Source organism: Streptomyces sp. NPDC041796 (assembly GCF_055590785.1).
On sequence record NZ_JBVJAH010000006.1, the window covers coordinates 111,372 to 130,911 of the forward strand.

At 73.1% G+C, this 19,540-nt stretch carries 16 protein-coding genes, 2 tRNA genes and 1 pseudogene; 6 read left to right on the forward strand and 13 right to left on the reverse strand.

The genetic code is table 11. The features are described from left to right. Nucleotides 1–53: 53 nt before the first annotated feature. Nucleotides 54–147, reverse strand: a tRNA-Ser gene (locus tag ACZ6C1_RS13640). A gap of 225 nt (nucleotides 148–372) precedes the next feature. On the opposite strand from ACZ6C1_RS13640, the gene ACZ6C1_RS13645 reads away from it, so the two are divergent. Further along, a complete protein-coding gene (locus ACZ6C1_RS13645; protein WP_469240566.1) occupies nucleotides 373–819 on the forward strand; it encodes an SSI family serine proteinase inhibitor in 447 nt (148 codons plus the stop codon). 87 nt (nucleotides 820–906) lie between these two features. Further along, nucleotides 907–4,626, forward strand: a complete 3,720-nt coding sequence (locus ACZ6C1_RS13650; protein ID WP_469240568.1) for a hybrid sensor histidine kinase/response regulator — start codon at nucleotides 907–909, stop codon at nucleotides 4,624–4,626. 118 nt (nucleotides 4,627–4,744) lie between these two features. Here ACZ6C1_RS13650 and ACZ6C1_RS13655 read toward each other — a convergent pair whose 3' ends face one another. The 6 genes and pseudogenes from ACZ6C1_RS13655 to ACZ6C1_RS13680 form a co-directional block, all read right to left on the reverse strand. Then, nucleotides 4,745–6,394, reverse strand: a complete 1,650-nt coding sequence (locus ACZ6C1_RS13655; protein WP_469240570.1) for a long-chain fatty acid--CoA ligase — start codon at nucleotides 6,392–6,394, stop codon at nucleotides 4,745–4,747. A gap of 101 nt (nucleotides 6,395–6,495) precedes the next feature. Then, nucleotides 6,496–7,053: a SigE family RNA polymerase sigma factor gene (locus ACZ6C1_RS13660; RefSeq protein ID WP_469240572.1), complete on the reverse strand. Its 558-nt coding sequence runs from the start codon at nucleotides 7,051–7,053 to the stop codon at nucleotides 6,496–6,498. A gap of 125 nt (nucleotides 7,054–7,178) precedes the next feature. Continuing rightward, complete coding sequence (locus ACZ6C1_RS13665; RefSeq protein WP_469240574.1) at nucleotides 7,179–8,354, reverse strand: lipid-transfer protein; 1,176 nt, start codon at nucleotides 8,352–8,354, stop codon at nucleotides 7,179–7,181. Nucleotides 8,355–8,470: 116 nt separating this feature from the next. Further along, a pseudogene (locus ACZ6C1_RS13670) lies at nucleotides 8,471–8,857 on the reverse strand (MaoC family dehydratase); the annotation flags it as partial. Then, nucleotides 8,854–9,786, reverse strand: a complete 933-nt coding sequence (locus ACZ6C1_RS13675) for a bifunctional MaoC family dehydratase N-terminal/OB-fold nucleic acid binding domain-containing protein (RefSeq protein WP_469240575.1) — start codon at nucleotides 9,784–9,786, stop codon at nucleotides 8,854–8,856. The gene ACZ6C1_RS13675 and the pseudogene ACZ6C1_RS13670, both read right to left, overlap by 4 nt. A gap of 126 nt (nucleotides 9,787–9,912) precedes the next feature. Beyond that, nucleotides 9,913–10,218 carry a hypothetical protein gene (locus tag ACZ6C1_RS13680; RefSeq protein WP_469240577.1) on the reverse strand — a complete coding sequence of 102 codons (306 nt, stop codon included), beginning with the start codon at nucleotides 10,216–10,218 and terminating at the stop codon, nucleotides 9,913–9,915. A gap of 317 nt (nucleotides 10,219–10,535) precedes the next feature. Between ACZ6C1_RS13680 and ACZ6C1_RS13685 the strand changes: the two genes are divergently transcribed. Beyond that, nucleotides 10,536–11,408 (forward strand): bifunctional DNA primase/polymerase, encoded by an 873-nt coding sequence (locus ACZ6C1_RS13685; RefSeq protein WP_469240579.1) that lies wholly within the window; start codon nucleotides 10,536–10,538, stop codon nucleotides 11,406–11,408. On the opposite strand, the gene ACZ6C1_RS13690 is transcribed toward ACZ6C1_RS13685, so the two are convergent. The 4 genes from ACZ6C1_RS13690 to ACZ6C1_RS13705 form a co-directional block, all read right to left on the reverse strand. Continuing rightward, a complete protein-coding gene (locus ACZ6C1_RS13690) occupies nucleotides 11,368–12,000 on the reverse strand; it encodes a LysE family transporter (RefSeq protein WP_469240581.1) in 633 nt (210 codons plus the stop codon). The two genes, ACZ6C1_RS13685 and ACZ6C1_RS13690, sit on opposite strands and share 41 nt — an antisense overlap. A gap of 702 nt (nucleotides 12,001–12,702) precedes the next feature. Further along, nucleotides 12,703–12,787: transfer RNA gene (locus ACZ6C1_RS13695), tRNA-Ser, on the reverse strand. Between the two features lie 67 nt (nucleotides 12,788–12,854). Next, the gene (locus tag ACZ6C1_RS13700; protein WP_469240583.1) at nucleotides 12,855–13,079 is read right to left on the reverse strand and encodes a hypothetical protein; all 225 of its coding nucleotides are present in this window, start codon (nucleotides 13,077–13,079) and stop codon (nucleotides 12,855–12,857) included. 69 nt (nucleotides 13,080–13,148) lie between these two features. Further along, the gene (locus tag ACZ6C1_RS13705) at nucleotides 13,149–14,555 is read right to left on the reverse strand and encodes a S1C family serine protease (RefSeq protein ID WP_469240585.1); all 1,407 of its coding nucleotides are present in this window, start codon (nucleotides 14,553–14,555) and stop codon (nucleotides 13,149–13,151) included. 174 nt (nucleotides 14,556–14,729) lie between these two features. On the opposite strand from ACZ6C1_RS13705, the gene ACZ6C1_RS13710 reads away from it, so the two are divergent. The 3 genes from ACZ6C1_RS13710 (at nucleotide 14,730) to ACZ6C1_RS13720 (ending at nucleotide 17,440) form a co-directional block, all read left to right on the forward strand. Beyond that, entirely contained in the window at nucleotides 14,730–15,530 is an 801-nt protein-coding gene (locus ACZ6C1_RS13710; RefSeq protein ID WP_469240587.1) for a glycerophosphodiester phosphodiesterase, read from the forward strand. Between the two features lie 53 nt (nucleotides 15,531–15,583). Beyond that, complete coding sequence (locus tag ACZ6C1_RS13715; RefSeq protein WP_469240589.1) at nucleotides 15,584–16,204, forward strand: ATP-binding protein; 621 nt, start codon at nucleotides 15,584–15,586, stop codon at nucleotides 16,202–16,204. Between the two features lie 261 nt (nucleotides 16,205–16,465). Next, complete coding sequence (locus ACZ6C1_RS13720) at nucleotides 16,466–17,440, forward strand: DUF5926 family protein (RefSeq protein ID WP_469240591.1); 975 nt, start codon at nucleotides 16,466–16,468, stop codon at nucleotides 17,438–17,440. A gap of 220 nt (nucleotides 17,441–17,660) precedes the next feature. On the opposite strand, the gene ACZ6C1_RS13725 is transcribed toward ACZ6C1_RS13720, so the two are convergent. Continuing rightward, complete coding sequence (locus ACZ6C1_RS13725; protein ID WP_469240593.1) at nucleotides 17,661–18,191, reverse strand: hypothetical protein; 531 nt, start codon at nucleotides 18,189–18,191, stop codon at nucleotides 17,661–17,663. A 379-nt stretch (nucleotides 18,192–18,570) separates the two neighbouring features. Further along, nucleotides 18,571–19,254 carry a bifunctional DNA primase/polymerase gene (locus ACZ6C1_RS13730; protein ID WP_469240595.1) on the reverse strand — a complete coding sequence of 228 codons (684 nt, stop codon included), beginning with the start codon at nucleotides 19,252–19,254 and terminating at the stop codon, nucleotides 18,571–18,573. Nucleotides 19,255–19,540: the final 286 nt, after the last annotated feature.

Here is a 19,540-nt window from a genome sequence, read left to right on the forward strand (position 1 = left end):
AGGGCGGAAAACGACCGAAGCCCCGGCCGTGAGGCCGGGGCTTCGGGTGGTGCTGGCGGAGGCGGAGGGATTTGAACCCTCGATGGGCTTTAAGACCCAAACCGCATTAGCAGTGCGGCGCCATAGACCGGACTAGGCGACGCCTCCAGCGTTTGCCCGCACCCGCGCAGGCGCGAGTGGTGCGTGCAGATGATGACACAGTCCAAGGGGGTGTCACCAATCGATCCCCACGGTACTAGGCGGGCGGGGTGCGGGGCAAAGGCGTTCCTCCGTGCCGCGGCGCTCCGCTTGCGCAACGCGCCGGGGGCTGGAGCGTTAGTGGGGTGAGGGATGCCCGGCATCCCGACGGATCCGTACCCCCCAGGAGTTCGTATGCTGCGCCGCCTCGTCCTCACCTCCGCCGCGTCCCTCGCCGCGCTCGGTGCCGCCGCGCCCGCCGCCATGGCCGGTGGCGGGCCTCTGCCGCTGCCGCTGCTGGCGGGCACCGACTCGCTGACCGTGACCGTGAGCAATTCGGGCAACCCGATGGCGGACGGCACGTTCGAGCTGAAGTGCGGCCTGAGGACCGCCGAGGGGAACCACCCCCGGGTCAAGGGCGCGTGCGACCGGCTCGACGAGCTGGCCGCGGAGGGCCGGGACCCGTTCGCGCCCGTGGCCAAGGACCAGATGTGCACCCAGCAGCACGGCGGGGCCGCCACCGCGCACATCACCGGGACCTGGCAGGGCCAGGACGTCGACGCCCACTTCAAGCGGACCGACGGCTGCGAGATCGCCAGGTGGGACACCCTGAAGCCGGTGCTGCCGATGGCCCGGTCGTAGAGGAACCCGCACACAACCGCCGTCGAGCCCACATCACCTGCCTTTAGACTCCCTCCAATGACAGGCCGAGTGGGAGGAAGCGTCGTCGTGAGCAGCAGGCCATCCCGAGGCGCTGCTCGCCTCGCAGCCATACTCGACGCGCTGCCGGACGGGCTCGTACTCGTCAATTGCAACGGCACGGTCGTCAACGCCAACACCATCGCCCTCGAAATGTTCGAGACGCCCGGTACGGCACTGGTCGGGCGCGGGCTGCTCGATCTGCTGCCCGCGTTCGACTCGCGGCTGATCCCCGGCTCGATGCGCCGTCCCGAGGCCGCCGACGCGCGCGGACGCACCAAGCCGGCCCGGATGATCGCGCGGCGTACGGACGGCAGCGAGTTCCCGGTCGAGGTGACCAGCGCGAGCCTGGAGGACGGGCGCGAGGCGTACGACTCGTACGGCAGTGCCTACACCGGCGACGAACTGCTGATGCTCGTGGTGCGGGACCTGTCCGGGACGATCGACACCGAGGCCGAGCTGGCCCGCTCCCAGCGGCAGACCGAGATGATCCTGCGCGCCGCCTCCGAGGGCGTCGTCGGCACGGACACCGACGGGCGGATCGTGCTGGTCAACCCGGCCGCCGCCCAGATACTGGGCTGGCGGGCCAGCGACCTGGGCGGCAAGGAACTGCACGGTCTGATGCTGCACTCCCGGGCGGACGGGGAGCCGTTCCCGTTCGAGGAGTCACCGCTGGCCGACACGCTGCGGTCCGGGCGCAAGCACCGGGTGCGCGGGCAAGTGGTGTGGGCCAAGGACGGTTCACCGGTGCCGGTCGACCTGACGACCGCGCCTGTCCGCGACGGGGACCAGCTGGTCGGTGCGGTGATGACGTTCACCGACCGGCGCCCGTACGAGGAGCAGGAGACCCGGCACACCGCCGAGGTCGCGGAGCTCACCGAGCGGCACGAGGCCGAGGTCACCGAGCTCACCGAACGGCACGCCACCGAGATGGCCGACCTCAGCGAGCGCCTCTCCGTCGAGATCGAGCGGTACGAGGAGCGGTACGCGGCCCTCGCCGCGCGGCACGCCCAGCTGACCGCCGTGCTGGGCGAGTCGCTGCGCGGGCCGCTGGAGGAGTTGCGCCGCGAGCTGGGCACGCTGGCCGCCGACCCGGCCGGTCAGCTGTGGCCCGAGGCCAACCAGGTGCTGCACCATCTGGCCGCCGGGTACTCCCGGATGACGACGCTCGTCGACAACGTGCTGGGCTTCCAGCGGCTCGACGTCGGTGACGAGTCGCTGCGGAAGTCGAAGGCGCTGCTCGACGCGGTCGTCGCCGCCGGTGTCGAGGGCGCGGTGGAGCTGATCGGCCCCGGGCGGGCGCAGTTCGCCGTGCACGCCCCGCCGATTGAGGCCGAGGTGGACGGGGTGCGGATCTCGACCGCGCTCGCCCATCTGATCGCGGACGTCGCCGGGGTCGACTCGACCGGCAAGGCGCGGGTGGTGCCGGGCGGCGGGTACGTCGACTCGACGATCGTCGTCGCGGCGGCGCAGCGCGGTGACGTCGTACGGATCGAGGTGCGTGGGCCGTACGCCGGGGGCGACCCGGTGCACGAGCCGATCGTGCGCGGGATCGTCCGGGCGCACGCCGGGGTGCTCCAGACGCACGAGGTGCCGGGGATGCCGGGCAGCGCGTACGTCCTGGAGGTGCCGCTGGGCGAGGGCGCCGGGACGGTGAAGCCGGTCGCGGCGCCGGTGGCGGACGTGCCGGTGGCGGATGTGCCGGTCGCCGGGACGCAGGGCGCAGGGACACAGGGCGCGGGTACGCAGGGCGCAGGGACGCAGGGCGCGGGGACGCAGGCAGCGGGTACGCAGGGCGCGGGGACTCCGGCCTTGGAAGCGCCGGTGGCCGAAGCGCCGGCGACCGTGGGCGCTCCGGCCGCTGTTGTTCCCGCGCAGGCGTCGGGGGACACCTCCGGTGGCGGGGCGCCCGGTGGCGGTCGGCGGCGGGCGCGGCGCGCTTCGACGGAGGCCTTCCTGGAGAGCCCCGTGCAGGCCGAGGACCCGGTGGCGGCCAAGCCGACCGGGCGGCGGCGCGGGCGGCCGAGCCCGGCCGAGGCCGGAGCCTCCGCGGTCGGGATCCCCGCGGTCGGGGCGCCCGCCGAGGGGGCGGTCATGACGGCCGCGGAGAGCGCGCAGGGCCGTGCCGCGTTCGGTGAGACGGTGCCGCCGCAGGGCGTGCCCGCGGACGCGGTGCCGGTTCCGGCTGCCGGGCGGCGGGCCCGGCGCACCGGCGAGGGCGCGATGCCGGCGCTTCCGGCGGCCGCCGCACCCGCCGCCGACGCTCCGGCCGCCGAACCGGCCGGGGGGCGGAGGGCCCGCCGGGCACTCGCCGCGGCACAGGACCGGACCGTGCCGCAGGCGCCCGAGGGCGGCGCCCGCACCGCGTTCGCGCTGCCGCCCGCCGAGGCGGACCGGCGCCCCGAGGAGCGCTCCGAGCTCCCCGAGCGTTCCGAGTTCTCCGGGCGTCCCGACGAGGGCCGCCACGACGTGGTGCGTCCGGAGCCGGGCGCCGATCACACGCCGCCGCAGCCGCACCCGGTTTCGGCCACCCCGCCGCCCGTGCCCGCTCCGGCCCCCTCGCCCGCGCCCATGGCCACCGGGCGTCGACGGGCGGTCCAGGAGACGACCACCGGCACCGGGACCAGCACCAGCACCGGCACCGGCTCCGTACCCCTTCCGCCGGAGGTGCCGACCGGCGATTCCGGCGCGTCGAACGGGCAGGGGCGGGCGTTCAGCGTGCGCACCCTGGGCCAGGGCGTGCCGTTCGCCCAGCAGATCGCCCAGCAGCAGTCCTCGGGTTCCGGGCGGCGCCGCAAGCTGGCCACGCCCCCGGCGGAGGGACCGGCCGCCCGGCCGCACCCCCAGTCGCCCCCGGCTCCCGCCTCCGCCCCGCCGCAGCGGCTGTCCGCCCCGGCCGAGGGCCGGGCGTACGAGATAGGGGCACCGGACGAGGATGCGGCCGAGGGCCCGGAGCCGCTGGACGGTCCCGGTGGAGCCGTCGAGGTGGCGAACGAGCGTCCGCCGCTGCCCGTCGACGACGAGCTGCCCCCCGAGCCGCTGGACAACCCGCGCCGGCTGCTGGTGTGGCCCGCGCCGGACGTCTCCACGCAGGCGGCGCTGAGCGAGCGTGGTTACCGGCCCGTCATCGTGCACTCGCGCGAGGAGGTGGACGCCCAGATCGCGGCGTTCCCGGCGGCGCTGTTCGTCGACCCGCTGACCGGGCCGATCACGCGCACGGCACTGCAGTCGCTGCGGCAGGCGGCGGTGGCGGCCGAGGTGCCGGTGCTGCTGGCCGCGGGGCTGGGCCAGGCGACGCGGGAGGCGGCGTACGGAGCCGACCCGGCCGTACTGCTCAAGGCGCTGGCCCCTCGGGACAGTGAGCAGCATCCGTCGCGGGTCCTGCTGATCGAGGAGCAGGAGGAGATCGCGCTCGCGCTGACGGCGACGCTGGAGCGGCGCGGGATGCAGGTGGCGCGGGCGGCCACGGACGGCGAGGCGGTCACGCTGGCCGCGCAGATGCGGCCGAACCTGGTGGTGATGGACCTGATGCAGGTGCGTCGCCGCCGTGCCGGGATCATCGACTGGCTGCGGGCGAACGGTCAGCTGAACCGTACGCCGCTCGTCGTCTACACCTCGGCGAGCCTCCAGCAGGCGGAGCTGCCGAAGCTGTCGTCGGGCGAGACGGTGCTGTTCCTGGCGGAGCGGTCGACGAGTGCCGAGGTGCAGTCGCGGATCGTGGACCTGCTGGCCAAGATCGGTACGAACTGAGGGTATGCGGGCCGAAGACGGTACGAACCGACCGTACGCAGGACGGTACGTAGTACAGCGCAGGACGGCGCAGGACAGCGCAGGGGCGCCCCCCGGAGGAGGCGCCCCTGCGGCGTGATCAGAGCTGGGTGACGTCCAGCTCTCCGCTCGCGTACTGCTTGCGGATCACCTTCTTGTCGAACTTCCCCACGCTCGTCTTCGGCACCGCCGGGACGACGGCCCAGCGCTCGGGGAGCTGCCACTTGGCGATCGATTCGGCGAGGAAGTCGCGCAGCGCCACGTAGTCCGCGGTCGCGCCCTCCTTGAGGACCACCGTCGCCAGGGGGCGCTCGCCCCACTTGTCGTCCGGGACGGCGACGACGGCCGCTTCGGCCACCTCCGGGTGGGCCATCAGCGCGTTCTCCAGTTCCACCGACGAGATCCACTCGCCGCCCGACTTGATGACGTCCTTCGCCCGGTCGGTGAGGGTGAGGAAGCCGTCCGGGCTGATCACGCCGACGTCGCCGGTCTTGAGCCAGCCGTCCGCGGTGAACTTGTCCTCGGGCCTGAGGGGTTCACCGGCCGCGCCGCCGTAGTAGGCGCCCGCGATCCACGGGCCGCGGACCTCCAGCTCGCCCGCCGACGCGCCGTCCCAGGGCAGGATGTCGCCGCCGGGGCCGACAAGCCGGCCCTCGACTCCGGCGGGGAATCGGCCCTGGGTGACGCGGTAGGGCCACTCCTCCTCCGCGGTGAGGCCGGCCGGTGGGTTGGCCATGGTTCCCAGCGGGGACGTCTCGGTCATGCCCCAGGCGTGGCAGAGACGGACGCCGAGCTTGTCGTAGGCCTCCATGAGGGACGGCGGGCAGGCGGCGCCGCCGATGGTGACGTTGGCCATGGACGACAGGTCGCGGGGGTTGGCGGTGACCTCGGCGAGGAGGCCCTGCCAGATGGTGGGGACGGCCGCCGCGTGCGAGGGCTTCTCGCGCTCGATCATCTCGGCGAGCGGGGCGGGCTGGAGGAAGCGGTCGGGCATCAGCATGTTGACGCCGGTCATGAAGGTGGCGTGGGGCAGGCCCCAGGCGTTGACGTGGAACTGGGGCACGACCACCAGGGTGGTGTCCTTGTCCGTCAGTCCCATCGACTCGGTCATGTTCACCTGCATGGAGTGCAGGTAGATGGAGCGGTGGGAGTAGACGACGCCCTTGGGGTCGCCGGTGGTGCCGGAGGTGTAGCACATGGCGGCGGCGGAGCGTTCGTCCAGCTCGGGCCAGTCGAAGGTGGTCGGGCGGCCCGCGATGAGCTCCTCGTACTCGTGGACGGCGGGTGCGGCGCCGTCGAGGAGGGCGCGGTCGCCGGGGCCGGAGACCACCACGTGCTCGATGGTCGGCAGGTGGGGGAGGAGCGGGGCGAGCAGCGGAAGGAGGCTGCCGTTGACGATCACGACCCGGTCGGCGGCGTGGTTGACGATGAAGACCAGCTGCTCGGCGGGCAGGCGGAGGTTCAGGGTGTGCAGGACGGCGCCCATGGAGGGGATCGCCAGGTACGCCTCCACGTGCTCGGCGTTGTTCCACATGAGCGTGGCGACCCGCTCGTCGCCGGTGACGCCGAGTTCGTCGCGCAGGGCTCCGGCCAGCTGGGTCGCGCGTGCGCCGGTCTCCGCGAAGGTGCGACGGTGCGGCTGCTCGGCGTCGCTGGTCCAGGTGGTGATCCGCGACTTCCCGTGGATCGTCATCCCGTGGCGGAGGATGCGGGTCACAGTCAGTGGTACGTCCTGCATGGTGCTCAGCACGGCGTCCTCCCGTTGGGCGCTACGTGGCAGAAAGGGTGTGCAGATTCTGCGCACATACCACGCGGTATGTCACTACCCAGGAGTAGATCGGGTCGAGCCGATCACCGTACGGGGGAGAGCTCCGGATCCTCACGGAGCTTGCCGAGAGCCCGTGAGACGGCACTCTTGACCGTGCCGACGGAGACCCCGAGGACCTCCGCGGTCTGGGCCTCGCTGAGGTCCTCGTAGTACCGGAGCACCACCATGGCCCGCTGCCGGTCGGGCAGCTTCATCACCGCGCGCCACATCGCGTCGCGCAGCACCTGCTGCTCGGCCGGGTCGGGGTCCGGCAGCCCGGGGGGCTCGGGCAGCTCGTCGCACGCGAACTCGTCGACCCTGCGCTTGCGCCACTGCGAGGTGCGGGTGTTCAGCAGGGCCCGGCGTACGTAGCCGTCGAGCGCCCGGTGGTCCTCGATGCGCCCCCAGGCGACGTACGTCTTGGTGAGGGCGGTCTGCAGCAGGTCCTCGGCGTCGCACGGGTTGGCGGTCAGCGACCGGGCGGTACGCAGCAGCACGGGCCCCCGGGCCCGTACGTACGACGAGAACGACGGGTAGGAGGTGGCGTGGCCGGTGGCGGCTGTGGAGGCCCCGGTGCAGACGGTGCCGGCGGTCGCGGTCATAGGTCCACGCTATGAGCGGGTGCTACGCGGGGGATCGCCCAGAGGTGCCGAACCGGGATCCGCCTCAGGTTGTACGGGGGTGGCCCGCCGGACCTCCTGGAGGTGGAGGAGCGGGGGGGCCGGGCTCAGGGTCGGACGGTGCTCGCGCCCAGGACCAGGCCGGAGGTGGGGACGCCGGTGCCGGCCGTGACCAGGGCCGTTGCCGCGCCGGGCACCTGGTTCACCGACGTTCCGCGTAGCTGTCGGACGGCTTCCGCGATGCCGTTCATGCCGTGCAGGTACGCCTCGCCGAGCTGGCCTCCGTGGGTGTTGAGGGGCAGGGCGTCGGCCGCGACGAAGCCGGCCGCCTCGCCGGGGGCGCAGAATCCGAACTCCTCGAGCTGCATGAGCACGAACGGTGTGAAGTGGTCGTAGAGGATGCCGACGTCGATGTCGGCGGGGCGGAGGCCCGAGGTGCGCCACAGCTGCCGGGCGACGACACCCATTTCCGGCAGGCCGGTGAGGTCGTGGCGGTAGAAGTGGGTCATGGCCTCCTGAGCCCGCCCGGCTCCTTGCGCGGCCGCGACGATCACGGCGGGCGGGTGGGGGAGATCGCGGGCGCGTTCGGTGCTCGTGACGACGAGCGCCTGGCCGCCGTCGGTCTCCTGGCAGCAGTCGAGGAGCCGCAGCGGCTCGGCGATCCAGCGGGAGGCGGCGTGGTCGGCGAGGGTGATCGGCCGGCCGTGGAAGTACGCGGCGGGGTTGGTCGCGGCGTGGCGGCGGTCGGTGACGGCCACGTGGCCGAAGGCGTCGGGGGTCAGGCCGTACGTGTGGAGGTAGCGCCGGGCGGCCATCGCGACCCAGGAGGCGGGGGTGAGCAGCCCGAACGGTAGCTGCCAGCCGAGCGCGGCTCCTTCGGCGGAGGGTTCGCGGTGCTGCACGCCGGCACCGAAGCGGCGGCCGGAGCGTTCGTTGAAGGCGCGGTAGCAGACGACGACGTCGGCGACGCCCGTGGCGACGGCGAGGGCGGCCTGCTGGACCGTGGCGCAGGCGGCACCACCGCCGTAGTGGACCCGCGAGAAGAACGACAACTCGCCGATGCCGGCCGCCTGGGCGACGGTGATCTCGGGGCTGGTGTCCATGGTGAAGGTGACCATGCCGTCGACGTCGGCGGGGGTGAGCCCGGCGTCGTCGAGGGCGGCGCGCACGGCCTCGACGGCGAGCCTGAGTTCGCTGCGCCCGGAGTCCTTGGAGAACTCGGTCGCGCCGATCCCGACGATGGCCGCCCGGCCGCCGAGCGCGTCGGCCGCGCGGACGCTCACGTTCCCGCTCCCGCGCCGGTCGCCCTGCCGCTCGCCGTACCGGTCGCCGTGCCCGTCGCCGTCCTGGTCGCCACGCTGGTCACCCTGCCGCTCGCCGCGCCGGTCGCCGCGCCGGTCGCCGTGCCGGTGAGTGTGACGGTCACCGTGCCGTTGACGTGGTTGCCGAGCCGGTTGGCACCGACCACGCGGACGGTGGCCGTGTCGCCGTCGACGGAGGTGACCGTGCCGGTCAGCGTCATGGTGTCGCCGGGGTGGTTCGGCGCGCCGAGCCGGATGGCGACCTTGCGGAGGCGGGCCCGCGGGCCGAAGTGGTCGGTGACGTACCGGCCGACGAGACCGTTCGTCGTCAGGATGTTCATGAAGATGTCGGGGGAGCCCTTCTCCTTGGCGAGCTCGGCGTCGTGGTGGACGTCCTGGTAGTCACGGGAGGCGATGGCACCCGCGACGATGAGCGTGCGGGTGATCGGCACGCGCAGAGGCGGGAGTGCGTCCCCGGGCTTCACCGGGCGCCTGCCTCTCCCCGGAAGACCGGCAGTTCGAGTTCCTCGTCGACCCGCAGGAACTCCAGTCGTACGGGCATGCCGATGCGTACCTCGCCGGGAGGCACCCCGATCACATTGCTGATCATGCGGACGCCTTCCGCCAGTTCGATGAGGCCGACCGTGTAAGGGGGGTCGAAGGCCGGGAAGGGCGGGTGGTGCATGACGACGTACGAGTAGACCGTCCCCTCGCCGTTCGACGCGACCGTGTCCCACTCCCCCGACCCGCAGGTGTTGCACCCCGGCAGCCAGGGGAGGCGCAGCGTGCCGCAGCCGGTGCACCGCTGGATCAGCAGCCGGTGGGCGGCGACACCGTCCCAGAAGCCGGCGTTGTCACGGTTGATCACGGGGCGGGGGCGCTTGTGGGCGGCGCGGGGCCCCGCGGGTGCGTACTTGAGGATGCGGAAGCGGTGGATGCCGACGAGGTGTCCGTCCACCCGGACGTCCGTGCGCGTGGTGACGAAGTGGCCGGTGCCCAGCCGGGTGTTCTTGCGGGCGGACACGGACTCGATCACCGCGTCGAAGGTGACGGCGTCCCCGGGGCGGAGATCCCGTAGGTACTCCTGCTCGCAGTCCGTGGCGACCACAGCGCCGCAGCCGGCGCGGTCCAGGAGGGCGAGCAGTTCGTCGTACGCGCCGGACCGGCCGGGGTGCCCGGACAGGCCTCCCATGGTCCACACCTGCAGCATGGTGGGCGGGGCGATGGCTTCGGGCCCGGTGTACGCGGGGTGGGTGTCACCCATCGCCTCGCACCAGTGTCTGATCATGGGCGCGTTGACCGGGTCCTTGCCGACGCCCCCGGTGGCGGCCACGCGGCCCTCGTACGTCGTGAGCCGCTTGTACAGCGCGTCCGGGTCGTCCACCGGGGCCGGGTCGTCCAGCTCGTCCGTCACAGTTTCTGACTGTCCGTCAGATAGTGGGCCACTGTCAAGAGACGGCGAACGGCCTGTACGCCGGTACCGGAGTACCGCCGCACAGGCCGCCGTTCACCTCGTCCCCATGACCCCCCACGGGCCGGTCTACCAGAAGGGCACGAAGTCCACCGTGGGGGTGCTCTGGCCGATGACCGTGAAGCCCGGGCCGTTCACGCTCGTGGTGTTGCTCTGGTTCGAGGCGCCGCCACCGTTGGCGGTCTGCTGGCCGGTCGTGGAATTGCCCGCGTTGCTCCCGCCGACACCGCTGCCGCTGATCGATGCCGCGGACGCGTTGGATCCGTCGTTCGCGAGACCACCGGTGTCGGCGTGCGCCACCCCCGCGAAGAGACCGGCGGCGAGGGGCAGTGCGGCCACGGCGGCGATGACGCGAGCGGTACGGATGCTTGCCATGTATGTCCTCCAGGGACCATGTGCGTAACTACGGCTTGTTCCCGGGCGGTTGGCCGACCGTCCCGGCGAGTTCTCGACGTCGTGGTTCAAGAGTTGCCCACCGAATCCCCGACGAATCCGCCCGGAGTGCCTCTTCCCTCGCAAGCGTGATGACAAGTCGATAAACCCCCTTCGCGCCGCGAAAGCGCAGTTCAGGGCTTGATCGACTACGGAGGAGCCCCAGGGGGCCGCCGCACCGGAGGGGAGAAACGTTCCGGTGCATTTCCGGCCATCCCTTACCTCTTCCCTTATTAGAACGCCCGTACGAACATGGAGCCATGGCCGCTACAGACCGGCGCAGGGTCACCCTTGCCCTGGCCCACGCGCTGTCCGCCGCCGAACGCGGGCTGCCCGTCATCCCCCTGTCGCCGACCAAGCTCCCCGCCCTGCCGTCCCCGCACCGCGACGACCCCGTACCGGTCCGCTGCCGCGGCGAGTGCGGCCGGCCCGGGCACGGCGTCCACGACGCCACCACCGACCCCGCCGCCGTACGCGCCCTGTTCGCCCTCGCACCCCGCGCGACCGGATACGGCATCGCCTGCGGGCGCCCGCCCCACCACCTGATCGGCGTCGACCTCGACACCGAGCCGGCCGTCCTCCAGCACCTCGCCCGGCAGCACGGCTTCACGGTCCCCGAGACGGTCACCGTCCTCACGCCCAGCGGCGGCCGCCACCTCTGGCTGACCGGCCCGCCCGACGTCGTCGTCCCGAACTCCGCCGGCCGCCTCGCCCCCGGCGTCGACATCAGGGGCGCCGGCGGCTACCTGGCCGGCCCCGGGTCGGTCACCGCCCGCGGCGCCTACCGTCTGGCCCCCGGCACGGCGGCCCTGGCCCCGGCGCCGTGCCCGCCCGGCCTCCTCCGCCTCTTGGTCCCCCCGCCGCGGCCCCCCGCGCCCGGGCGGCGGCCCGGAGCACCGCACGGCGAGGGCCTGGTCCACTTCGTGCTGGCCGCCCACGAGGGCCAGCGCAACACCCGGCTGTTCTGGGCGGCCTGCCGGGCGTACGAGAACGGCCTCGGCGACACCCTCGCGGACGCCCTCACCGATGCCGCCGTACACACCGGCCTCACCGCCCACGAGGCCCGCGCCACCATCGCCTCGGCGGCCCGCCTCACGGCGCCGAGAGCAGCAGATGGACCGCGAGCGCGATGATCAGCGCGCTGGAGACCAGGGCGGTGACGAGACGCCCGCGGCGGCCCGTCAGCGCCCTGCCGAGCAGTGCGCCGCTCCCGGCCAGCAGCAACTGCCAGCTGGCGGAGGCGACGAAGGCGGCGAGCACGAAGACGGCCTGCTCCGGCCCCCCGGGCTCCCCGGCGCCACGGCCGCCGATCACCAGCGCCGCGAAGTAGATCACCGTCATGGGGTTCAGCACCGTGATCCCCAAGAACGTCAGATACGCCCGCAGCGGCCCGACCGGCACCTCGACGCCCCGCGTCACCGCCCTCCGCCCCCGGTACTGCCCCACCGCCACGGCACCGCCGCGCACCGCCAGCGCCACCAGCACCAGACCCGACGCCCACCGCAGGGGCACCACGAACGGTTCCACCAGGGGCGCCAGCGCCGACCCTCCGGCAACGGCCACCAGCGCGTACAGCCCGTCCGCGGTGGCCACCCCGAGCGCGGCCGACGCCCCGACCCTGAGCGACGTCCGCGCGGTGAGCGCCACCAGATACGCCCCGACGGCCCCCACCGGCACGGCGATCCCGTACCCGGCGAGCGCCCCCGCGACCAGCGCGCCGATCACGGCCACACGGAAGCCGACCCCCACCCCGGCCCGCACCGCTGCTGTCGCCCCGGCACGCGAAGGGCGGCGGACGGCGACAGGGAACGGACGAAGGAAGTCATGGCCAGATGCTGACGTCGGCCGCACCGGACGGGCAACGCAATTTCCGCGGCCAACAGCCGGTGGGCGCGCTACGCCCTACGCCGTTGGGCGCGTCCCGCCCTACGCCGGTGGGCGCGTCACACCCGGCGCACGGACCACAGCTCCCGTCGTCACACACCGGCGCGGAACAGGGCACCTCCGGCGCTTCCGCTACGCGCTGTCCAGCACGCTCCCGACGAAGTTCGCCACCCGGTGTCTCACCTTGTGCCAGCGGTTGCAGTACTCCCGCGGAAACCAACGACGGTTCTGACGCAGCGGCCGGTGACACGACTTGCACAGCACGGTCCGGCCCCGACTCTCGAAATCCCCCATGCCGTCACTATAGGAGGCCACGCTGACAGGTGCGTTGAGCTGCTGGTTCGCGCTCCTGGACGCCTCGCCTCGACGTGGCGGCCGGACCGCCGTCGGTCTCAGCGGTCGATGGAAATGGGCCCCCCGCTCATGCATCTCGAGCTCATTCATCCCGAGTCGCTGCCGCAGGCGCGTTCGCCACGCGGTGGAGCGACATGGGCAACGCGGAGGGCGGGCCCCGAAGTGGGGCCCGCCCTCTGTGTTCACCCGCGGTGGGTGTGGGATTTGAACCCACGGTGACTCGCGCCACGACGGTTTTCAAGACCGTTCCCTTAGGCCGCTCGGGCAACCCACCCGCGCCCCGCGGCGCCTGCTGCGGGGGCGGGCTACAGCCTACCGGCTGGGGAGGGTGGCGGAGGGGCTCAGGGGGGTGACTCGGCCCAGACCCCGGGGCCGCCGCCCTGCCAGTGGATGAGGCGGGTCGTGGCCACCTCGTCCGGGCCCAGTTCGAGGCCCACGCTGCTGAGCAGGTCGACCAGGTCGGCGACGCTGTGGGCGAGGCCGAGGGGCGTGTCGTCGGCGTGGACGCTGCGGCCGCCGGTGGGGTTCGGCGGGGAGACGGTCACGGGCGGCGGGTCTGCGGTCATGGACCCACTGTGGGCCCGTACCCGTGCCCCGGCACGCCGGGGGGCGGGTACGGGTGACGCGTGCGCCGGCTAGTCGCCCTTGCGCTGGCCCAGGGTGACGTCGACCGTCGTTTCCTTGCCTCCGCGCTCGTAGGTGAGGGTAACCCTGTCGTCCGGCTTGTGGGTCCAGATCTCGCTGATCAGGGTCGGGCCGCTGTCGATCGTCCGGTCGCCGAACTTGGTGATCACGTCGCCCGGCTTGAGGCCCGCCTTCGCGGCGGGGCCGCCCGGGACCACCGCCGGGGTGCCGCCCTCGCCCTGGTCGGCGATGCGGGCGCCTTCGCCCTCCTCGGTCATGTTCACCGTGGCGCCGATCACCGGGTAGACCGGCTGACCCGTCTTGATCAACTGGTCGGCGACGCTCCTCGCCTGATTGACCGGGATGGCGAACCCGAGGCCGATGGAGCCCGCCTGCGACTGGCCGAGGCCGCCGCTGCCGGCCGACTGGATGGCGGAGTTGATGCCGATCACCGCGCCGCGCGCGTCGAGGAGCGGACCCCCGGAGTTGCCCGGGTTGATCGAGGCGTCGGTCTGCAGGGCGCTCATGTACGAGTTACGGCCGGCAGGGCTGCCGTCGCCGGACGCCACCGGGCGGTTCTTGGCGCTGACGATGCCGGTGGTGACGGTGTTGGACAGGCCGAACGGCGCGCCGATCGCGATCGTCGAGTCGCCGACGGCCACCTTGTCGGAGTTGCCCAGGGGCAGGGGGGTGAGCCCCGAGGGTGCGTTCTTCAGCTTCAGGACGGCGACGTCGTAGCCCTGGGCCCGGCCGACGACCTCGGCGTCGTACTTCTTGCCGTTGGAGAAGGTCGCGGAGAGGGTGCCGCTCTCCGCCGCGGAGGCGACCACGTGGTTGTTGGTGAGGATGTGGCCTTCCTTGTCGTACACGAACCCGGTGCCCGTGCCGCCCTCGGCCTCCGAGCCGCCCGACTTGGCCTCGATGGTGACGACGCTCGGCAGGGCCTTGCTCGCCACCGCGGCGACCGTGCCCGGCTCGCGCTTGAAGTCGGCCGGTGCCTCGCCCGCGGCGACGGTCGTCGAGCTGCTGGAGCCGTCGCTGCGCTCGGCCGCCCAGTAACCGATACCGCCGCCGATGCCGCCCGCGACCAGCGCGGCGACCAGGACGGCGGCGACCAGCCCGCCGCCGGAACGTTTGCGCGGCGGCTCGGGGGTCGCCGGGACCGGGGTGCCCCAGGCGGTGGGCGGTGGCGGCTGGGCCGGCCAGCCCGTGGCGGGGGGTGCGGCGGGGGGCGCGGGGGGCGGCGGCACGTCATGGGCCCGCGTCGGTGCCATGGGCGCGTGCGGGGGTGTACGGGGCGGTTCCTGCGCCGCCGGCGGCGTCTCGTGGGCGCCCTCCGTCGGCGCTGACGAAGAGGGCGGCACCGGAGGTGTGGAGGGGGCGGACGGGACCGCGTTGCCCTCGTTCTCAGTACTCACGGCTCGGTCTCCTCAGGGTTCCACGTCGTCAGGGTCGCACGTGTCTGCGGACAGCTTTTCCCACAGCCCGTCAGGCCACTGTAAGCCGGAGCTGTGCGTCTTCGGGCCATCCTTTATTTCCGGCGAATCGGACGCCTGTCGTAGAGGGCCGAACAGCGGTGGCACCATGTCGCGGTGACCCACGCACGGCAGCACACGATCCAGGTCGTCGCCCACCGAGGCGCCTCCGAGGACGCGCCCGAGCACACCCTGGCCGCGTACATGAAGGCGATCGAGGACGGCGCCGACGCGCTCGAATGCGACGTACGGCTCACCGCCGACGGGCATCTCGTCTGCGTCCACGACCGCCGCGTCAACCGCACCTCCAACGGCCGCGGCGCCGTCTCCACGCTGGAGCTGGCCGATCTGGCCCAGCTCGACTTCGGCGCCTGGAAGGACGCGAACGAGAGCCCGGACTGGGGCGACCCCGAGTACACCTCCGTCCTGACGCTCGAGCGGCTGCTCGCGCTCGTGGCCGACGCCGGGCGGCGCATCGAGCTCGCCATCGAGACCAAGCACCCCACCCGCTGGGCCGGCCAGGTGGAGGCGCGGCTGGTGGAACTGCTGGAGCGGTTCGGGCTGGCCCGGCCGCGGACCGGCACCACCACCCCCGTACGGATCATGAGCTTCTCCGCCCGCTCGCTGCACCGGATCGCGGCGGCGGCCCCGGCCGTGCCGACCGTGTACCTGATGCAGTTCGTCACCCCACGCGTGCGTGACGGGCGGCTGCCGGCCGGGTCCCGGATCGCCGGGCCGTCCATCCGGATCGTCCGCAACAACCCCGGCTACATCGCCCGCCTCCACCGGGCCGGGCACCGTGTCCATGTCTGGACGGTGAACGAGCCGGAGGACGTGGAACTGTGCGCCCGGCTCGGAGTGGAGGCAATCATCACCAACCGCCCCAAACAGGTTCTGTCCCAACTGGGTCGCCTTTAACACCCGTTACAGCCAGTACCCCGGCGCGTTCGTTCCGTGTCCGGCCGTGACGAGTGCCTCACTACACACCGGTTGGCCGGTTTCCGGTCCAGTCCATTGGGGCATTCACTCCGTGGCGTGGGGCAAAGGAGGTCTCGGGGGTGGCGTTGGTGGTGGCACAGGAGGTGCCCACGTCGTCGAGCATGGCCGTACCCCATGGCCCTGCGGGCGTGGGTGAGGCGAGGCACCGTATGCGGGAGCAGCTCCGCCGCAGCGGTATGGCCGAATCGGTCGTCGACGATGCCGTACTGGTCCTTTCCGAACTGCTCAGCAATTCCTGTCGGCACGGCAGGCCGCTGGGCCATGGGGTGGAGGTCGGTGACGGCGACATCCGCGCCGCGTGGCGCGTCGACCAGCAGGGCGGGCTGACCGTCGAGGTGACGGACGGCGGTGGTCCGACCCGCCCGGTTCCGGCCACGCCCTCGGTGACCGCGCGCGGCGGCCGGGGGCTGAACATCATCAGTGCGCTGGCCCAGGACTGGGGGGTACGCGACAGCGCGTCCGGCGAGGTGACGGTGTGGGTGGTCCTCACGGGAGGGCACCGCCGCGACGACTTCGCTACGCGCGTCACCGCTCCGGGCTTCGACTTCCTGGCCACGTACGAGGCGTACGGCGCCTACGAGGACCTCGACTGACCTCCCGCCCCACCCGGACGGCCCGCGCGCGGCGCCACGGCGACCGGCGATGCCCGTTGGGCGCCGGATGCGCCCCGGGCACGGTGACCGGCCGGGCCGCCGGGTGCGATCCGGGCACCACGACCGGCCCGGGCGCCCCCCACGGCACGGGCACGGCACCCAGGGGCGACGGACGCGCGGTGGCCCGGCCGGAGCCTCCGGGCGGCTAGGCTCGCGGCCGACACAGCAGTGCCGCACCGCCGTTACGGGAGAAGTCAGACCATGGGCAAGAAGCGTCCCCAGACCAAGGCCGGGAAGCCGCAAGCACAGTTGAAGGACGGAGAGATCCCGGTCGTCGGGGCCCGCGAGCCCTGCCCCTGCGGTTCCGGCCGCCGTTACAAGGCCTGCCACGGCCGGGAGGCCGCGCACGCGGTGACCGAGCTGGTCCAGCGGCCGTTCGAGGGCCTGCCCGGCGAGTGCGACTGGGTCGCCCTGCGCGAGCTGGTGCCCGCCGCGACCGCGCCGCTCCACCTCAAGGGCGGGCTGCCCGAGGGCGTGCCCTCGGTGACGCTCGCGACGGTCCTGCCGATGGCCTGGCCCGCGCTGCGCCGCGACGACGGCTCCGTCCTGCTGGCGCTCCAGAACGACACCTCCTCCGGTGACCTGAGCCGGGACCTCGCGGACACCCTGCAGCGCGCGCTGGCCGCCCGGCCGGGCACGCCGGTCGCCGCCCAGAGGGTGCCCGCGGACGGGCCGCGCCTCCAGGACCTGCTGGACGCGGACGCCGGTTTCGAGCCGGTCGTCCACTCGGGCTTCGAGTTCTGGGTGCCGGACTCCGAGCAGAGCGCGTCGCCGGAGGTGGCCGCCTCCCTGGAGCGGGCCAACGCCGCCGCGATCCCGACCGTCAAGCTGTCCGGCGTGGACGCCGCGTACTGGTGCGAGACGCCGGAGAAGAACCACCTGCGCTGGGTCATGCCGCACCCGGAGGAGCAGCTCCTCGACGCGCTGGCCCGGCTGCAGGCCGCCGGCCGGTCCTCGCTCGGTGAGGGCACCCGGCTGGTCGGCTCGTTCCGCGCCCACGGGCTGATGGTCCCGGTGTGGGACCTGCCGACCGGCATGGGCGCGAAGGAGTGCGAGCAGCCGGCCGCCGAGTTCGCCGAGCGGCTCGCGGGCGCGCTCGCCGTCGACGCGCCGCTGACGGCGGAGGAGCGGCGGGCCCGCGGAGGGCTCACCAACCGCCAGGTCACCCTCAGCTGATCCACTACCAGAGGTGGAAGTGATCCACATCCCGACCGGTCGGTGATTTCCGCCACAATGGTCCGTACCGAAGGTAAATCCCTGTCCGAATAACTGAGATCGAATTTGCGAACAGCCGATCTCTTGTTACGGTGCTTGAAGCCCGGTCGCTGGTGCATCCCCCGTCGCCAGCGACCGGGCCCTTCCATTTCCACGGAATGGGATCTTCCGGCTCTGCGCCTCAACTGGCCGTCGGCTCGGGCGAGTTGCTCCCCGAGCGCAGCAACAGCGCGCTTTCACCGTTCTCCGCGAACTCCGCCACCGCCGTGTATTCGGCGGAACTCCCGCGTGACGGCTCCCGGGGCGTCTCGCATACACCCGGATCGTCCTCCGCCCGCACGTCGCAATGGGCTTGTACGGTGCGCCCGCCGGGCCCCATCAAGGTGAGTACGGCGCCGAGCTCTTCGCCCGTCGCATTGCGGTAATAGGTGCGCGCCCAGGTGTCGAGCCCCTCGGTCAGTACGCACGTCTGCGCCTCCACCCCGCCCGGCGAGGACACCTCCGGCCCGCAGGTCGCGAGGCTCGCCGGGGCGGGGGACGGGGGCGGAGAGGCGGCCGGGGAATCGATTCCGGCCAGAAGTGCCGGCGCCGCTTCCGGCTTCGCGTCCTCGGCCGGGGCTCCGGGACTGCCGGCCGGTCCGGCGGACGCCGCCAGCGGCAGCAGCGCGGCGCAGACCACCACGGTCCCGAGCCCGATCACGCGGAGATTCATGGCGACCCCACCTGCCCAATTGCCCGGGATTCCTGACGGTGAGGTGACGATATCGACGGAACGCGGCGGTCCCGGCAGCCGTGCGCCCGATTCCCGTACAACTCGGCCCCGCTCACACCCGTACGAGTGACTCACGGGTGACAGCGGGGCCGGAAAGCGGAGTACGGGTCTCCGTCCCGAAGCGGGAGGACGCGCCTCGGCGTCGAAGCCGGAGGACGCGCCGCGGCACCGAAGCCGGAGTGCAGACCCCCGGGCCCGAAGCGGGAATGCAGGCCTTCGCGCCGAAGCCGGAGTGCACGCCTCCGACCCGGAGCGGGAGGTCAGGCCTCCGACCGGGAGCGGGAGGTCAGGCCTTCGCCCCGACGCCGGAGTGCGCGCCTCAGTAGCGCAGGCGGCTGCCGCCGTCCGGGGCGCTGGTGCTCGCCTCGACCAGCGCGTCCACGACCGCCTCCACGTCCGGCAGCCACGGCGACGCGGACCCGGCGAGCGGCGCGCGTTCCCAGCGCACCTTTCCCGGCCCGGTGTCCGAGGGCGGCAGCACCAGGTAGCCGCCCTCCCCGTGGAACCGCAGCGAGCTGGGCACGCAGTCCTTGACGTACAGCAGCTCGCCGAGCTGTTCGAGGGTGTACGGGGCGACCAGCAGGGACCAGCGGGTGGGCGTCGCCACCACCGGTCCGAGCCGCATCTCCATCCGGTCGAGCACGGCCAGCGCCCGCGCCGCCGCGACGACGGGCAGGCTCACCGCGCAGGGTGCGCGGCCGCCGGTGGCGAGCACGACCGGGGCGTCCGGGCGGTTGGACCACCACCAGCGCACCATGCGTTCGTCCGTGGTGGCCGCGAGCAGGCCGGGGTCGAAGGGGTGTGCGCCGGGTACGACGCACTCGGGGTCGGGACAGGCGCATCCGCGTTCCCGGTCACCGCGGCCGGTGGCCGCGTTCAGCCCCACGCCGGGGAGTACGGGCCAGTCCCACTCGGTGGCGCACAGGAGCGCCGCCTCCAGATGGGCAGGCCTCCTCTTGCGCCGGAACCGGAGCCTGCGTCGCCTTCCGAGGATCTCGCGCATGAGCGCTCGTTCCTTTCCGTTGAACGCCGAGGTCATCCACATGACAACAGGTGTGCGTCACTTCACTGTGCGTACGGTCCGGCGCGTCACCGCCCCGTGCCGGTGCCGGCGTAGGGCCGGCCTCTCTTCGCCTGCGGCAGGAAACACCGCCAGGGGCCGCCGAGCGTGGGCCGGGCCGCAGCCCGGGCCGGCTGTCCGTCCATTAAACGCGTGGCGGAGGGTGGCGCGCCCATGGCGCGCACTGGCTGTCCCGCTTGTCCGCTGTTCTCTCGTTCCCCGCCACTCG

What these genes read in the sequence shown, in the direction of transcription:
- ACZ6C1_RS13700 (WP_469240583.1), bottom strand. Translation starts at nt 13,079, where the DNA reads ATGACCGCAGACCCGCCGCCCGTGACCGTCTCCCCGCCGAACCCCACC.
- ACZ6C1_RS13730 (WP_469240595.1), bottom strand. Translation starts at nt 19,254, where the DNA reads ATGCGCGAGATCCTCGGAAGGCGACGCAGGCTCCGGTTCCGGCGCAAG.
- ACZ6C1_RS13725 (WP_469240593.1), bottom strand. Translation starts at nt 18,191, where the DNA reads ATGAATCTCCGCGTGATCGGGCTCGGGACCGTGGTGGTCTGCGCCGCG.
- ACZ6C1_RS13720 (WP_469240591.1), top strand. Translation starts at nt 16,466, where the DNA reads ATGGGCAAGAAGCGTCCCCAGACCAAGGCCGGGAAGCCGCAAGCACAG.
- ACZ6C1_RS13680 (WP_469240577.1), bottom strand. Translation starts at nt 10,218, where the DNA reads ATGGCAAGCATCCGTACCGCTCGCGTCATCGCCGCCGTGGCCGCACTG.
- ACZ6C1_RS13685 (WP_469240579.1), top strand. Translation starts at nt 10,536, where the DNA reads ATGGCCGCTACAGACCGGCGCAGGGTCACCCTTGCCCTGGCCCACGCG.
- ACZ6C1_RS13660 (WP_469240572.1), bottom strand. Translation starts at nt 7,053, where the DNA reads ATGACCGCGACCGCCGGCACCGTCTGCACCGGGGCCTCCACAGCCGCC.
- ACZ6C1_RS13645 (WP_469240566.1), top strand. Translation starts at nt 373, where the DNA reads ATGCTGCGCCGCCTCGTCCTCACCTCCGCCGCGTCCCTCGCCGCGCTC.